This is a genomic window from Spirosoma sp. KNUC1025, assembly GCF_045160025.1.
In the GTDB taxonomy this organism is placed as follows: domain Bacteria; phylum Bacteroidota; class Bacteroidia; order Cytophagales; family Spirosomataceae; genus Spirosoma.
The window spans coordinates 4,804,582-4,821,816 of record NZ_CP087139.1 but is presented as its reverse complement, the minus strand read 5'-3'; the positions used below and the strand labels follow the sequence as shown (position 1 = coordinate 4,821,816).

Here is a 17,235-nt window from a genome sequence, read left to right as displayed (position 1 = left end):
TTGTCAATCAATAGGAATTTGAAAATACAAATGAATGTTAGAATCATCACCAATTAATATGCTATCGCCGGATGTAAGCCAGGCATGAGCTGAAGTAGAAGTTTTAAGCCTTATATATCCAATGTGTAAATCTGAAATTATTCTCCGTCTGTTAAGCAATATCTGTAACGCTAGTGCTTTGCCGAGGCATCTGGTTCTAAGTAAATTATTTCCAGCTATATTAACTGCCCATCTGGCTTTCATAGTATAATCTAAGTACTCTCGATAATAGTAAGTTGGCTTTCTGTAAAAGAATTTTAGTATATGATATAATTTCGTGAACGAAATAAATTTTAAAAAAAACCTTAAGCCAACAACAAGTATTGCCGATTGAATAATTAATAATTTGTCAGATAATGATAACCTGGTGAATTTAGAGAACTTATTAAAAAAACGTTTTATATATCGCATCGTTATAGGATCGATATTGATAAAAGAGCTTGATTAATTGATTTAGTAGAGAACATTAGCGCCATTAGACTGAAGGTTAAACATTTCATAGTAGGAACCTTGCAGCCCCATTAAAGTTTCATGCGTTCCTTTCTCTACTATTGAACCATTTTCAATAAAATAAATACAATCAGCTAATTTAACTGTCGATAATCGGTGACTGATTAAGATTACTATTTTATCCTTTATTAAATTGCTGATTCGGTCAACCAAATTATTTTCAGCTATTGTATCCATTGAACTGGACGGTTCATCCAGAATAACTATTGGAGCGTCGCGCATTAATGCTCTAGCCAAAGCTACTTTCTGCCATTGCCCAGCACTTAATTCTTGGCCACTGTCAAAGAGTTTTCCTAGCGTAGCATCATATTGATGAGGGAAGCCTTCAATAAACTCGCTAGCGCCCGTACATTGTGCTACCTTTGTCAAACGTATATGATTATTTATATTATCTATATCACCAAAAGAAATGTTTTCTCCGGCTTTGATGTAATAATTCATGTAATCCTGAAACAATATATTTACTTTATTTTGTAAAGTATGTGTGTCAAAATTTGTATAATCGATCCCGTTTATACAAATAGTTCCAGTAGTTGGTTCATAAAGTTTATTAAATAATTTGATCATAGATGTTTTGCCAGAGCCATTTTTTCCAACGATTGCTACTTTTTGACCTCGTTTTATATATAAACTAATATCTTTAAGAATATAATTGTCCTGATTAGGGTATTTGAAATAAACGTTTCTCAACTCTATATCGGTTATATGATCTGGAAAAGGCTCAGAATCTGGTAAACGTTTTCCACTAGAATTGTAGCTTAAATATTCAATTAAATATTTAAAGAAAAGATTATCAGTGCTCAGATTAACAAATCCACTTAACAAACCATTTACGTTACTCTGACCTCTGGAAAAGATCTGATAGTACATGACCAAATCGCCAACACTAAAACTTCCATTCAAGGATCGTATTATCAAAAATAAAAAAATGCTATATATAGCCAGTAATTCAACTAATTTTGCGCCAAAATTCCAGTATGTGCTTTTTAGTGTTAAGAGGTAATTTTCATCGAATAATAACTCCCTTATTTTTTTAGCTCTGTGAATAAATAATTCTCCAAGCCCATATGTCCTTATTTCTTTAGCGGGCTGATTCGCAGTTAGCATCCAGTTATAATATGCTCCCTCTCGATGGAGTGATGTTCTTTTTTGATACCACTGATGACGTAGTTTTGAAAATTTATACTGACTAAGTAAAGCAGGCAGTACAGAAGAGACAATAATAATGCTTGTAGACCAGTGCAGGACAGCCAGCATACTAAATAAAGCAGCTAAGGATATGAAACTCTGGAAAATAGATTGAAGTTGATTAAACGTACTAAATATTCTTCCATGGCCATCAGACTGTATACGATAAAATGTGTCATGATACTCGGGATTTTCAAAGTATTGGTAGTCAATTGTAGAAGATTTTTTATGGAGTTCTTCTAAAATTGCTTCCGAAATAATTTGATTATGTTTTGTCTTGACTAAGCCCGCAATACTATTAATCAAACTATTGACAATTAATAAGCCGACAGTAAAAGAAACTTGCCAGGTTAGCAATGAGACCGCTTCTGTATATTCACCGGACTTAGTGTACTTTGTAACTGTATCGAAAATGAGCTTGATCTGGTATATATTTACAAGCGGTAAAACGGATTGTATTATCAAAAAAAACAGGTTAACAACGTGCCATCTTGGACTAGTTGCCCATAAAAATTTAAGGACAAAAGTCAAGTTTCTAATGTTGATTTTCCTGAAAGACCTTATCATTACTTCTCAGCTTAGCATTAATACAGAAGGTATGCTTTCGGGGGAGGTTAGCCTAAGTAATTGATAACCGATTCCCGATATCCCCTGAAAGAATCCTGGTGTATAGCCTAGATGAGGATTATACCGAAAACTCCCACTACGTTGTGCTAAATATGTGATTTGCCCTGCCTGTTCTAAAGCGAGTGTATATAGTGAATTGTCTGATAGTTTTTGGGAAGCAGTAAGTAGTAATTCTAAACGCCCAAAATTTCCACAACATAAATGATCCATTGGTGAGTTTAAATGCTCTTTTGTTATTTTAATTGCATTGTTGATATCAGCTAGGATCGACTTTTCATCTAAGGCATCTAATATGCCTACTCTCGCCAACCCGATGCCGGTTGCGCCATGACACCATGTACACATAAATTTAGATTCCTCTAACCCGAGCTCGATCTTGTCGACTGGTTTTCGAAAATCAGGCCAGTTATTTTCTGAAGTATCAAAAACACTCGTTTCATAGGCGATAGCTCCCAAAGCGGCATCCTTGTACAGACTATTGTTTGTAACCTTATAAGCCTGAATCAATGAATAAGCTATACCAGCAGCTCCATGAGAAAAGCCAGTTAAAAAAACGCCTTCGTTAAATGGCCAAACTTTGTGTCCTGATGCTGTTATCTCTCTACAGTTTAGCAAATACTCTGCAGCACAGTTTATTAGCTCAACAATGTATGGTTCTTTTTTATATTTATATAAGTTTACTAATGCTAGAATAAGCCCTGCAGAACCGTGCATTACATCATAGCATTTATCCCGTTCAATTAGTTGTTTAGAAACAAGTTTAGCGACATCTGCGGCTGCATCTGTTAATGCGGGCTCGTTGCATAATAATCCTATATTAAGAAAGGCATAAATTAATGATCCATATCCAACTATGCCTCCTGTGGGTAATGCATCGTTTTCATCAATAAAATTCTTTTTAATTTGCACTTGTTTCAGAGCTATGTTTACCGAGCCTATCGCTAACTTTCTAAATTCTTTTTTCTGAGTAGTTTTAAAAAGAGCTGCAAAAAATAACCCAATACCTGATCCACCGCTATATATATCATTTGAAATAGGTTCCAACTGATATTTTTTCGTTTTAGAATTGAATTTTTGAGATATCCAGGTTATACTTCCGTCGTTGGCCGTAATTCCTTTACTTTTAAGATGATATGCAATGGAAATGCAGGTTCTAATAGCTATTTTCTGATTTAATTTGTATGACTTTTGCTGCTTATTTATGCTGTGCTTAATATTTGGATTTATATAGCTTTTTTCGGCAAATCTACTTTGAAAGCTACCTCTAATTAATTCGGTTTGAAGTAGGAGGTCTTTTTTGCAGCTTTTTTTTAACTTATTAGTTGCGCATTGGAAGCTCGATTCGTTAAAATATTTTTCTATTTTATGTGTTTTATTGAGTTGTATAAAATCGGCTCCAGTTGACGCTGTAAAGTGAGGGATGTCCAATTGTTCTAGTGTTCGCTGTTCTTCTTCAATTAATGGCCACCAAAAAGGTTTAGATTCATAATTTACTATACCTTGATAAAGTATATCTAAGTGAGAAGACCATATCATGCCACTTCTAAGTAACTTCGGATTAAGTAAATTCTGCAATAAGGTTGAGTATATTTTTGTCGCGCGAAATACAAATCTTATCTTTTGATTTGACAACCTTTTCCAATTAGGCGAGTTTAATATATTTTTCTTTTTACGTAGTAAAAAATTGTACATTTCTTCGAAACCCGTTATTATCTGTTCACTGAATCCTTCCACACTTAACGCATCATACTTTATTACTTTGTGAGATTTTATTTCTATTTCTTTCTTTACAATTTTCATGAAATCTGTGTTCACATGAACCCATTGAGGACGTGTTATATTATATTGTTGTGGTATATATTTTCCAAAGCCACTTACATCATATACCTGTTCTTCGGTATCAACTATCCATCGAGGCAATAGCCCCGTCCTGATTGCTGAATTATTCAAGACATTTTCAGCCTGTGTCAGAGCGTCGGTTCCATTTAAGATTGATTCTTCGCTTGCGACTGGATGAAGCAATGTTTCCAAATCAATTAAAACGGGGTCTTCATTACTCATTATTATATTTTCGTAGTGCAGATCGGTTGCGCCTAGCATATGCGTAATGCATAGCAGTCCTCCTGCATTTTTATGATATTTGTTTGCCTGAAGTTCGTTTTCTGGGTAGATTTCTTCTATAAATTCCATCCAGCCGTAATCTTCATGTGCAATTATTTTGAATAACTTAAATTTTATCGGACTGTCATATGCGTGTAGTAATTTTAGCAATCCTACGTAAGCTTTTTCAATCCCAAGATTTTTAGGTTTATATACGAGTTTTAGACCAGATTCACAAACAACTGTTATAACGGATCTACCGCCGTTATGTCTATCGGACAAAGAAGCGCTTGTTTCGATAATTCTGCCAATTTCTTGCTTATTATTAAATATTTTTTCTATTTGCTTTTTGTCTTTTTCATAACGTTCAATAAATTCTTTGACTGACTCAATCCATTGTTCAATTGCTAAACCTGTGAATTTTGCCAACATAGAATATTCCTTATAGTATTCTATTATTTCACCATTCAACATCCTTAGGATAAAATCATTATAATTAGTTTTTGACGATGAAGGATCAGTATTTGATAGTTTACTTTTTATAATTGATTGATTCCAAGATCTGTACGTAGAAAATTCTAATTCCATTGTGAAGGAATTAATATAGCATAACCAAGCTAATAGGCTTTTCTCCAATTGAATATGAGCAGCTGTTGAAAGTAAGTCATATTTATCATTGAGTCTTTTTCTTAATTTGTTTCTTCCATTTAAAATAAATGGAATGAATATTTCTTCAAAAGGTTGGGGCGACTCCTTCTCACCTAATAAATCATTATAATTATTGTTAGTTTGTGACAGGCTTAAAGGTATGTTTTTTAGACAGTCATTCAATGTGATTATCCAGCTTGGTAACTGTTTATTATTATAACCTTCTTTTGAATCAAAAAACCTTTCTAATTGGTCAGGTTTAATATTACTCCATTCTAACCGTTTTGAAAAATTATTAATATTTCCATTGGCTACTATTTTAATCCAATCTATTACTGAATTGCTTTGAGAAATAAGTTGTTTATTGTATACATCATACGGTATATTATGTTTTAATTCATTAAATACCATTGCATTTGACGAAATGTCTACTAGTTCCGCTTGTGTGAATTCCATTTATACAATGTATTTAAAATCTGGATTTTCTATTTTAAATGCATAATCCTATTCAGCTACAGGATGTCAGGATAATCATAAGATGCTCTAACATCCTGTAGCTAAATATTTGTTTGATATTTTATGATAGTTCCGCCTGGCTAACTTACGATCAAGCTGAAGAAACGACAGGGACCACCGCATCCATTCCAACCGTCCAGTACAGTCTTGCAGTCTGCTTCTGGAGATCTTGTATCCGTACAGAACAGCGTATTATTATGTGTACTATTAGTGCTGCAGTTTCCTAAAAAACCGGCGGTATTTTGATGCGATCCCACAACCATTGGCATATTGACAAAACCATCAATTGTGTTTGTTTCGTTTATTGTTTCATCAGTTATTTTTGGGATTACAATAAACCAATGATTTTCTGTCTCTTCTAAAATTTTGATATCTGCCTCTACTTTTAACGACTCACCAAATTCTTTACGTAAAAGAAGGATTGGATCAACAAGTAAAAGTTTTTTATACTCAGGATTAGTCCAGCTTTTTGAAATTATATTTGCTATTTCTATTTTATTGTCTTCATAATAGACCTGTCGCTCAAGCACCCACTTTGCGATATCCAGCATATCTACGCCAAGAGAATTCCTTAGCTCTGTTTCATTGATCCCTTCATATGGGTTATGTGGGAGAATAAAATAGTAATCATCATCTGTTTCTTCAATTACACTTATCGATAAATCTTGAGGCATCCTTATTTTGTTGATCTCCTCTAGCACCTCTTTGGGCCTGTTAATCAAGTTGTTTTTAAAGGATTCATCTTTGATCGCATTGATAATCGCTTTTCGTTCAATTTCTCTTCTAGTAATAAGTTTTAGCTGAGAAGCAGCTTGAAATTCGAATAAGCCGTACTTTAACTGGTTGCTTAGTTTGGTTTGTTCCATGACGCAAATGTTTAAAGTGTATATGTAGGAAGTGATGGCAATGAAACAATACTGAGGAGACTTAAAGCTTCTTCAGTATTAAATTATGGCATTTTTCAGGTAAATAATAGCCGGTTCACCTTTTAAAAGGTTTTACAAACCAATAGTTCGTACACACTAATTATTTTTAGCCATACGCTTTATCGCGAAAATGCATCAAATAGTAGTGTACTTTATTCTTGACGCTGAGTAGGAAGATAAAATAGAGGCCGATTCAATACGGTACAACCGATGGGATTATTGACTTACCATTCTAATTATTAATCTATTGATTTGGCTTCCTTTGGAACGCACCATTTCTTAATAATTAGCAGACTTATGTTGTTCAGAAAGCCTTATTAGTTCCTTTTAATTTGTAGCTGTGATATACACGTACGTGTACTCCGTTTGTATTTGCACTTCACTGTAAAAGCTTATGCATTTTTAAGTAACAATTTATAATATCTTGGTTAATAAAACTATTTGTAACGACTATTTTCTAGAGCTGATATTTTATTACGAAGATTATATATTTTCTTAGAATTGCCAAATATAATTCAATAATATATTTAACGGCAGTCTATATACGTACAAACGTAAAACTGTTCTTCTGTACATATTATAATTTAATTTTGAAATCTTTTTGAATTTATAAATACAGTTTGAAATTAAGCTTACATATAATTAACCACTTCAATTTTAATAAGATATAACCCCAAAGGTTAATTACGCCTGCTAGAAGGGGATTTTATAAATATTGTTTTGCCATTAAGTTGCACTCCTATCACATTATCTGGGGCTTGTCTTCGCACTTTTCACATGTTTGTGCGATTGATGGGTGTTTGATAACCGGCCAACTTTGTAGCCTCTAATGAACGCTACAAACATGAAATGCTACCATTCTTCTCATAACCGTATGGCCAATCTTTTTACCTATTCTGGTGTAGACCTACTTTTGTTTGGTCTGATCGTACTCCTGAGCATCGCCCTGACTACTTCGGCTACGTATGCTCAACAGCTTGGCCGAACCAATGTAACCGGTTCGATACGTGATACGGCCGGAAAGCCGATTGAATTCGCAACTGTACTGTTAATCAAGGCAGAAAATTCGCCTACCCCGAAAAGCTCTGCAACAAAACCTGCCAGTCAGTCGGCTTTGGCATCTCAATTGGTTAAAGGGACAGTGGGCGACGAAAATGGGCGGTACGTATTTGAGAACATCGGACCGGGAACGTATCAGGTTTCGGCACAGATGGTCGGTTATGCGAAAGCGACGTCGGTCACGTTTACGGTAATTGCCGGCCAGGCGGCTGCGGACGTGCCGTCAATATCACTTCACCAGTCATCGCAGACGCTTGGTGAAGTGACGGTAGCAGCCAAAAAGCCGTTTATCGAACAGTTGCCTGATCGTACCGTCATCAACGTTGAAAACGGTATAATTTCGGCAGGTGGAACGGCGCTGGACGTGCTGGAACGCGCTCCTGGAGTGCTGGTCGATAACCAGAATGACCGGATAACCCTTAAAGGGCGGGAGGGAACTTTGATTATGATTGATGGCAAACCCACGTACCTGTCGGCGCAGGAAGTGGTGAATCTGTTACGGAATACACCATCCAACGGCGTTGAAAGCATCGAATTGATTACCAATCCATCGGCCCGGTACGATGCGGCCGGGAATGCCGGCATTATCAACATCCGACTCAAACGGGGTAGCCGGGCCAGTGGAACAAATGGCAATGCTACGGTTGGCGGAGGCTACGGCCGGTTTCCAAAAGCATCAGCCGGATTGACGCTTAATCACCGGGCTGGCAACTGGAATCTCTTCAGTAACTACAATTACGATTATCGCAAAAGCTTTGGCTCAGTTGATGCCTTGCGGCAGTTTGGCGCAGGCGACTCGCTGACAACAGTGAACAACCTCGGGTATCGACCCAACATAGTACAGAATCACACCTATAAAATCGGGGCCGATTACTCGCTCAGCAAACGCACAACTGTGGGTTTTATGGTGAATGGAGTGGTGAGCAATAGCCAGGCTACGATAGATAACAAAAACCTGGTTTACGGCGCCAGCGGACAACTTCAGCAACTGGTAACCATGACCAATGCATCGACGCGGGGCATGGAACGATTGGCGGCCAACACCAATTTGAAGCACACATTCGATACGTTGGGTCGGGAGATCACCGTAGACGTCGATTATTCACGGGTATCCATCCGTCCGCAGGACAACATGCGTACTCGCTATTTTGGTGCGGGTGGTGAAGAAACGCAGCCCGAATTGGTGCAGCGTAATCGGCCACCCTCAACCGTTACAATTCGCGCAGCGAAGGCCGATTATATCCACCCCTTACGTACCGGAGGCCGACTGGAAGCAGGGGGCAAAATCTCGTACGTGACTTCAGATAACGATGTGCGCTTTGAGACGCTGACTGAAAATGGATACGTACCCGATCCGCAGCGGACGAACCATTTTCTGTACAACGAAACCATCACGGCGGGGTATCTGAATGCCAATCGGGATTGGGGTAAGTGGTCGGTACAGGCCGGACTTCGGGCAGAACATACGCGTTCAATCGGAAACTCTGTGACCCTGAGCCGAGTCGTTGATCGGAATTACCTCAACCTGTTTCCAAGTGTGTTCGTCACGTACAAAGCCGCTCAGAATCACCAATGGCAGGCATCGTACAGTCGGCGTATCGACCGCCCAAACTATCAGGACCTGAACCCATTTGTGTACGTGATGGACCCCTACACATATTTTCAGGGAAACCCATTCCTCCGTCCGCAATATACCAATGCGTTTCAGGTAGGCTATACGTATAGAAACGAAACAAACATCAGCCTGAGTTACAACCACACTACCGATGTTATTACGGGTGTCAACGATCAGCAGGAGCGTGTGTTGCGAGTGACGACGGTGAATCTGGCGGCTCTGGACAATATCAATTTAAGTATCGGGCTGCCCATTACCCTAACCCAATGGTGGACGCTCCGCCCTACGGCCAATGTATTCTGGAATGCCTATAATGCTGAGTACGTCGGTCAAAAGCTCGATTACCAGCGAGTGGCGGCCAACCTAACTCTCAACCAGAACTTTGTGCTGCCGCACGGACTTACGGTTGAGGTATCAGGCTTCTACAATTCGCCTTCAGTCTACGGAATGATGCAGTTTCGGGGGTTGGGCCAGTTAAGTGTGGGCATTCAGAAAAACTTTTGGGATAAAGCCGCTACGGTGCGGCTCAATGTCAGCGATCTACTCCACACAATGCGGCCAGGTGGGTATAGCAATTTCGCTACAACGAATATCCGCTTCACTAATCGGTTCGAAAGCCGCGTGGCACGCCTGACGTTCACGTATAATTTCGGTAATCGTAACCTCAAAACAACGCGTCAGCGCCGGTCTGCCGTTGAAGAAGAACAGGGCCGTATCGGAGGAGGAAATAACTGATAAACACAGTACGTTGCCGTAACAGGGCAACCTTATGGTCCATAAGAAATCCTGTTACGGCAACGTACTGTGTCGATAATCTGGTGGCGTATTATGGTCTCTAAAGGGGGCTCTCTCCCATAAAAGCGAGCCATCGCAGCCAGCCTGGCCTTGTGGCGGGAAATTGAAGCCAGACAAACAAATTGTATCGGGGAGAGGGTCTGTTTACGTCATTGATTCAACCAGTGAAAGAGTCAATGTTATGGCAGAGGTTCCCTAAAAATCGGAAGTTATATGCCCAGCCCTACCTGTTGTTCACTAACACTGGTTTTGGGGAGTGGTCCCGATCATTTTTGTAACCGCGGCCATTCCCGGCGGATGCCGTTACACCCTTTTAACCGATACGTATCACATGGTTTTCTTCTGGATTTTGTGGGCTGTCAATGCCATTATTACCCTGATTTTTCTTTATTTCTTCTTCGAGGGGTTGGGCGACGGCTCGGTTGGGCCTGCCAATATGGGGCTGTGGATGTTGATCCTAACGGGACTGGGGGCTCTCCTGGCAGGCAGTTACTGGCTGCAGATGCATCAGAATGGCGTACTTGCGATAGTATTGTTAGCCGTACCGGCAATACCGGGATTATTATACGGCTTGTTTATGATCATCGTACTGCTCACCAATCCGCGCTGGAATTGAGGGCATATTCCTGGTAAATTACTTTTTTGGGGTGGTAGGCAACTCGTTTTCAACCAGCTCAATGTCTTTCGCTACGTCTGGGCGCAGCTTATCCCAGTGAAACCGGAGCGTATTGTTTTCAGCCCAGGTATGACCTTTCTGTTCGGTAAGGTGCACGAGCGGCATGTCGTTGTAAAGGGGGCGGGTTATGGCAATTACGTTGTCCCAATACCGAAGGGCGGCTTTCAGGTGCCGAAGGGCCACCTGCTTCATCGCAGCCTGACCAGTAGTGCGGTACGTCTGCAAGGCGACTGCTCCATTCAGTTTTTCAGTCATATGCAACCCCAGGTTCGCCCAGGCCATTACGTCGGCTACCTCATACAGTAGGGATCGGTTTCCTGTGGTTTTGATGGACTGAATGAGCCGGAGCGCTTTCCGGCAATCGGTCACCAGTATGTTCGCCAGCATGGGCGGGGTGATTTTTTCCTTGCTGAATGAGCCACCGGCTGCCGTCGTTTTGACGTAGTCACTGACCGATACGTAGGTAGGGTCCAGTGTTGGCTGCGAAATTTGCTGGTTGACGGAGATATACGCCACATTCTTGTTAGCGTCGAAGCCCATCATGCCTTCGCTGTAGAGCGAAAAATCCCAGGTGAAATCGAACGAAGAAGCCAGTCGCAACGGGGTTTTTGAGGCCAGTGCATACGCTTCCAGCAACGGTGCGGCTGACATACCGTAGCGACGAACAAACTCCGACCGGAAGAGGGCATCGGGTGTGGCAGGATTATACAGAAGCCGGCCCCAGAGTTTATAAAACAGCCACTGCCGTTCAAAAGCGTACGTCCAGTCGACAGGAGCGCCGGGACTAGTGAAATAATCCTTCGCTGGAATGTAGGTTTCTGAACCCAAAAAATAACCGCCTACGTAGGCTTGATTGTTGGCTGCAATGTGCGATCTGACAAAGTCGGGCACGCCCCATCGCAGGCAAAAGAAATCCTCATTGCGGACGGTCCAGGTTATTTTATACGTGTTGGGCTCGGGTTTGAAGTACGTATCGAACAGCTTCCCGCCATGCACTTTAACTAACGTCGGCGTTGAGTGTCCGTGCGACCAGTTATACTTTAAATCTGCCCAGATCGGACCGTCAATGAAAGGCAGCGCAGCTTCGCTTTCAATTGATTTTCGGGTAAGTTTTTCGGTGTCGATGCTGGTAATGCCGAGCGAGCCCGTTGTGCTGGAGAACGGAATCCGATGCACAAGTTTGCTTTTTCGCCCAGCCAGCCGCATTCCCTCAATAATCGTGGCCTTCATCCAGTCTTCGCGTTGTTGTGGCGACATGCCACCCATGGCCTCGCCCAGTGTCAGGCCAAAGCCGGTCAGGTCAGGGTATTCCTGTAATACCTGCGTCACGCATTCGCGCGTGTATCGTTTGACAATGGCCGACGTATCGCCGTCGATAAAATGGTGGTGATCGAGGTTATTCAGCCTGGGGTTTACGTTATAGGCTTTCGAAAATTCGGGACTGGTAAAGATATTGAAGGGAACCAGGTACGTATCAATTTCCCGATCTTTCGCCATGCGGAAAATTGTCCGAAACAGCGTTTGCCACTCGGCCAGTTGCTGGTCGTTGAAGGGTGTAGCAGCGGGGAAGTTCGCGGGTCGGATCATGAATGTATACGGATGCAGATTCCACAGACTCAGCGCGTTGAACCGGTTTGCCACCATCATATCCAGAAACGCTTTCCAGTAGAGCGTATCGCGGCAGGTTTCATAATGCTGATCGAGTGCGTAGCTATGCCGGTACGTATCCCAGGGTAAATCAAATTTAATGGCGCGAAAGGGGAGATGAGGGCGTTCCTGCCGGGTACGAATCTGGTCAAGTGCAATGCCGTTCCGGATGTCTTCTACGATAGAAAGGCAACCGTAAATCTGACCACGATTATCGCCCCCGCTAACAGTAAACTGCTTGCCCTGCCGCTCGATGACGTAGGCTTCAGAGCCGAGTTGGACATTTACCGGAGCAAGCTGGATCGTAAAATCTGCCGATGTCCGTTCTGAAACGATGCTGTATTTTTTGCTGATGAGCGCACCAGCCAATTGCCCGGCGGCATACCTGCTTTGCCGGGTAGGCTCCATTTGCTGGATAAATACACGCTGGGCCACACAATCAGTTGCCAAAAACAGCAGCAGCAGACTAACGAGCTTTCTATTCATCCGAATACGCTATTTGTGGTTTGTCTGGTGCTCTTTAACGTATTGAGCGATGTCGATAAATGGGGCCACCCATATGTCCGCTACGTGTTGTTTCAAATATCGGATCAGCTTGTTGTGTTCTGCCAGCGCTACGTTCAGCGAGTGGCCACCGCCAACGCCGTGGAAGAGAAAGACCAGCAGCGAGTTGGTTTCCTGCGCTTTTTTGACCAGCTCAATCAACTGCTCACCGGACTCTCCGTTGATGGCATACGAACCAATATCAGCCAGGTTGATTTCTGTAATCTTTTTCATCTCGCTCGTGGTGCCCCGGGCGGCTACAAAATCACTGGCAATGGGTTTGTAATAATCTTCATTGCCAATTTTGGTGTCACCACAGGGAAAGGCGAAGGTGCGGGCCGATTTGCCGTCGAGGGTTTTGAGCAGGATATTGGTCATCCTGATTTCGTCGGTCATCCGCTGAACCGAATATTTGCTTAAATCATAAGTTGGATTTACCCACTCCCGACCCGGCCGGTCACCCGCGCACGGATGAAACAGTGTATGATTGGCCAGTTCGTGGCCCCTGTCGCCCGCAGCTTTCCATCGGCTCAGGTTATTGACAAAACCGGGGAAATAACCGGATAAATAGAACGTACCTTTCAGCCCAGATGAGTCCAGAACGGGTATTACGTTGTTCAGATGGATAAGCAACGCATCGTCGTAGGTTAGGGCAACGGCACATTTTTTTCCGTTCCAGACAGCGGAGCTTTGGGCAACCGTCAGGCTATGAATCATCAATAAAATGACAGGCAGAAGAATGAGGGTATTCAGTGTCTTTTTCATGCGTTTCAAAGCGGCAAAGTCTCGGGAAGAGTACGTCATACAGAAAACAGGTGCCTACATACTGACGTCAATGGGGACTAAGCAACTTCTGCCCGGTTATTTACTGATTGCTCTACCGAAATTAATGAACCGAAGACACTGTGGCGGCCCGACACAACGCCGGCAAATTCGTAATTCTGGCTATCAGCATATCCGTTCGACTACGGTCGAACGCTGAAGCGGGGTTCAAAAAAGTAATTTCGGGACGGGCCATATCCGCAGCGGTACGTATCATGACCTCTTCCTGTTCGCTCAGGTGCCTGCTAAGTAAGCGGTATTGCTCACTGACCTGATGAGCAAGCTGCTGTAGTAATTCGCTTGAATACAAATCACTCAGGTGATTAAACGCAACCTGAATGCCGTCATCCGCGATGAAAAACCGACTCCAATGAAGTAGCATGGCTTAGGAAGAAGTCAGGCTGACACAGGACCTTTATGCCTTCAGCCTGACTTCCACAAAGGTAACCAAATACAGCTTGTTCCTGAGCGATGTCCACTCGTAATTTACTCATCCTGATTTGGTTCAGCACGTGTTGTTGTCAGCCAAAAACGGTAAGATGTTTCTGGAAGATGGCTTCATATTTCGCAGCGGCAGCCGTCTGGTTGGCTTGTTTGCAGGCTTCCACAATGGTCTGGAGTATGTACAGATCTGAATTGGGATTACTGAACCTGCCTTCATTACGTTTGGCATACATCAGGTTCTGATCAGCACGGGTGGCCATCGTGTCAGCAATGGTGAGCGCTTTTTTAGGATCGTTCACCGCAAACAGAAACTGGACGTAGTTGGACGAAATCTGGTCGTATGGAAGGCTCTTATCCGGCATGACTTTCAGGGAGTAATCGAGTACGGTACGGGCTTTTTCGGTTTGCCCTTCCCGGATAAGCTGATCGGCCAGTCGGAAAAAAGCGAGTCGAGCCGAAATGACCGGCGGACCCTTATACGTCTCATCATAGTATACCTTTGGATTATCGAACTCACGCCATACCGTCTTGTGCATCATGGTATCGTACATGACCTCCGAATTGACGTAACCATCCGAAGCACCCGGTACGGCTACGGGCATTAGCCGGTACGCATAACCTTCCAGCTGCATGTAGTTTTTCAGATTCAGATAATGTTCAGTCGCCAGCGTGCTTGAAAAATAGATCGGTCGTTTCCAGTTGTTGGTAGCAATCACATCGAGCATGATCAGATCGGGCTTAAACAGATCTTTTTTGCCAATCGACCACTGCATTGTGTCTTTCAGCAGAGGACGTAGCGCCGTCGGAACAAACTTTGCCTTGTCAACCGCTCTTTTGTCTATTGGCAGAAATAACACCGACGAAGGTAGAATATTCGTCATCTCGCCCGTAGTCAGCGGTACCTGTATGGCAGGGTTACTGGTCTTTACCAGACTGATGTACTGCTTCAGATCAATACCGTTTTTTACGCCCTCAACCTCATAAAACGGGATAATATCATTCATACCCTTGTTAAACTGCTCAAACTCCAGCGACATCGGCACCGCGTCGGATTCGTACGTCTTACGTTTCATCTGCTGAATGTACCACTCCGTACCGAGCAGACTCAGGTTGCAAACCCGCACATCCCGCCGAAAGCCTTCTACCTCCTGCACATACCAGAGTGGAAACGTATCGTTGTCGCCTTCGGTAAACAGAATCCCGTTGTAAGCACATGAATTGAGCATATTTTTGGCGAAATCGACCGAGTGAAAACGGTGGTCGCGGTTGTGATTGTCCCAGCTTTTTACGCACATCATCACAGGAACAAGCAGACAAGCGCCCAGCACAAACTCGCTACGGAACCTGGCCGATTTAAAGCGGGCAACGAACGAACGTAACGACATCACGATAGCCATAGCCCCCAAACCCAGCCAGATAGCAAAAAAGTAAAAAGAACCGACGTAAATGTAATCGCGTTCGCGCGGCTCCGACGGGGGCGAGTTCAGAAAAACCTGTAACGCAAGGCCCGTAAGCAGAAACAATAACCCAACCACCAGCACATCATTACGTCGACGGGTATACTGAAAAACCAGCCCCAGCAGCGCCAGCGCAAACGGAAGCATATAAAAGTTATCGCGGGCTTTGTTGATTCTCAAAAGGTCTGGTACGTGCTCATTCGACGACCAGGGAAGCAAATAGCCCGCGCCTTCTTCGTCACTTTCGCGCCCGGCAAAGTTCCACATCAGGTAGCGCCACCACATATGGCTTAACTGATAGGTAAACAAAAACCTCAGGTTGTCACCCATGGTCGGTTTTTGCCCTTCTGCCAGGCCAAGCATTTGCCGATACAATTGTGGATGATTCAAGTGTGAACTGTAAACACGGGGGAAGAGCATTTCATCGCCCGGCGCGTAGATGTATTCGGGGTAATAATCAGCAATAACGTATTTATCCTTATCTTTTTTCCAGATCGGCGCTCCCCGTTTTTGATCAATTGGCCGGGAGGTGAACACTGGACCGTAGAGCAGCGAACGGCTTTCATACTGTTCCCGGTTTTGGTACGCCCGAAACTTGTTGACATCACTGGGGTCGTTTTCATTGATAGGAGGGTTGAAATTAGCCCGTACCAGCACCTGCATATATGACGCATAACCGATGAGCAAAAAGGCCACGGCGAGCAGCGATGTGTTCAGTATAACCCGCTGCCGACGAACGGACCACCAGATACCGTAGGCCAGACCACCCAGCAAAACCACCGAGAAGAAAAGGGTACCGGACTTGAAAGGCATGCCCAGTGTATTGACAAAAAATCGTTCTACAGCAAAGGCCAGCGTGGGTAGGCCGGGAATAGCCGCATTGATAATTCCTAAGATGAGCAGCCCGATACTTAACGCCAATACGCCACCCCAGAAAGTCGGTTTGTCGGTTTTGTGGAAATAAAAGCTTAACGCCAGCGCCGGAAGAATCACAAGATTGAGCAGGTGAACACCAATAGACAGGCCAACCAGATAAGCAATCAATAAGAGCCATCGATTAGCAGCTGCCTGGTCGTCGATACGTTCCCATTTGAAAGCCGCCCACACCACAATGGCTGTGAAAAACGACGACATGCCGTATACTTCGGCTTCAACGGCTGAGAACCAGAACGTATCGGAGAAGGTATAGGCCAACGCACCAATTGCGCTGGTGCCGACAATTAGCCAACTGTCGGCGGTGGTGTATTCGGATTGGTTTGCATAGTGGCTCGTGAGCAGTTTTTGCGCCAGCATGCTGATCGTCCAGAACAGAAACAGAATCGTGAAGGCACTGGCGAGCACCGAGCCCATGTTGATCCAATAGGCTACACGGGTCAGGTCGCCAAAGGACAGCATGGAAAAGATACGGCCCAGCAGGAGAAACAAAGGCGCACCCGGCGGATGGGGAATCTGCAGCTTGAATGAGGAAGCAATGAATTCACCACAGTCCCAGAAGCTGGCCGTTCGTTCGACAGTCAGGGTATACGTAACGAGGGCGATGGCAAAGACGAGCCAACCCGAAAGAAGATTCAGGCGTTTGAAGGGGAGCATACGTTGTAGAAGTTAGCGACATGAGTTTGTGTA

Annotated in this window: 10 protein-coding genes; 2 read left to right on the top strand and 8 right to left on the bottom strand. The window is 43.3% G+C overall.

All coding sequences use genetic code 11. From position 1 onward, the window contains the following. Positions 1 to 3: 3 nt before the first annotated feature. The 4 genes from LN737_RS21120 to LN737_RS21105 form a co-directional block, all read right to left on the bottom strand. On the bottom strand, positions 4 to 450 hold the full coding sequence (locus tag LN737_RS21120) for a lasso peptide biosynthesis B2 protein (RefSeq protein ID WP_405511802.1): 447 nt from the start codon (positions 448 to 450) through the stop codon (positions 4 to 6). Positions 451 to 492: 42 nt separating this feature from the next. Then, positions 493 to 2,268 (bottom strand): ABC transporter ATP-binding protein, encoded by a 1,776-nt coding sequence (locus LN737_RS21115; protein WP_405511801.1) that lies wholly within the window; start codon positions 2,266 to 2,268, stop codon positions 493 to 495. Between the two features lie 42 nt (positions 2,269 to 2,310). Next, positions 2,311 to 5,568, bottom strand: coding sequence for a type 2 lanthipeptide synthetase LanM family protein (locus tag LN737_RS21110; RefSeq protein WP_405511800.1), 3,258 nt, complete (start codon positions 5,566 to 5,568; stop codon positions 2,311 to 2,313). A 140-nt stretch (positions 5,569 to 5,708) separates the two neighbouring features. Continuing rightward, positions 5,709 to 6,494 (bottom strand): NHLP leader peptide family RiPP precursor, encoded by a 786-nt coding sequence (locus LN737_RS21105; RefSeq protein WP_405511799.1) that lies wholly within the window; start codon positions 6,492 to 6,494, stop codon positions 5,709 to 5,711. A gap of 934 nt (positions 6,495 to 7,428) precedes the next feature. On the opposite strand from LN737_RS21105, the gene LN737_RS21100 reads away from it, so the two are divergent. Then, the gene (locus tag LN737_RS21100) at positions 7,429 to 9,963 is read left to right on the top strand and encodes a TonB-dependent receptor domain-containing protein (protein ID WP_405511798.1); all 2,535 of its coding nucleotides are present in this window, start codon (positions 7,429 to 7,431) and stop codon (positions 9,961 to 9,963) included. Positions 9,964 to 10,279: 316 nt separating this feature from the next. Continuing rightward, a complete protein-coding gene (locus LN737_RS21095) occupies positions 10,280 to 10,639 on the top strand; it encodes an osmoprotectant transporter permease (protein WP_405511797.1) in 360 nt (119 codons plus the stop codon). A gap of 18 nt (positions 10,640 to 10,657) precedes the next feature. Here LN737_RS21095 and LN737_RS21090 read toward each other — a convergent pair whose 3' ends face one another. From LN737_RS21090 to LN737_RS21075, 4 genes are all read right to left on the bottom strand, one after another. Then, positions 10,658 to 12,832 (bottom strand): hypothetical protein, encoded by a 2,175-nt coding sequence (locus tag LN737_RS21090; protein ID WP_405511796.1) that lies wholly within the window; start codon positions 12,830 to 12,832, stop codon positions 10,658 to 10,660. Between the two features lie 9 nt (positions 12,833 to 12,841). Further along, positions 12,842 to 13,654: a polysaccharide deacetylase family protein gene (locus LN737_RS21085; protein ID WP_405511795.1), complete on the bottom strand. Its 813-nt coding sequence runs from the start codon at positions 13,652 to 13,654 to the stop codon at positions 12,842 to 12,844. Positions 13,655 to 13,775: 121 nt separating this feature from the next. Then, on the bottom strand, positions 13,776 to 14,093 hold the full coding sequence (locus tag LN737_RS21080; RefSeq protein WP_405511794.1) for a hypothetical protein: 318 nt from the start codon (positions 14,091 to 14,093) through the stop codon (positions 13,776 to 13,778). 139 nt (positions 14,094 to 14,232) lie between these two features. Continuing rightward, positions 14,233 to 17,202, bottom strand: a complete 2,970-nt coding sequence (locus tag LN737_RS21075; RefSeq protein WP_405511793.1) for a DUF2723 domain-containing protein — start codon at positions 17,200 to 17,202, stop codon at positions 14,233 to 14,235. Between the last annotated feature and the right edge of the window lie 33 nt (positions 17,203 to 17,235).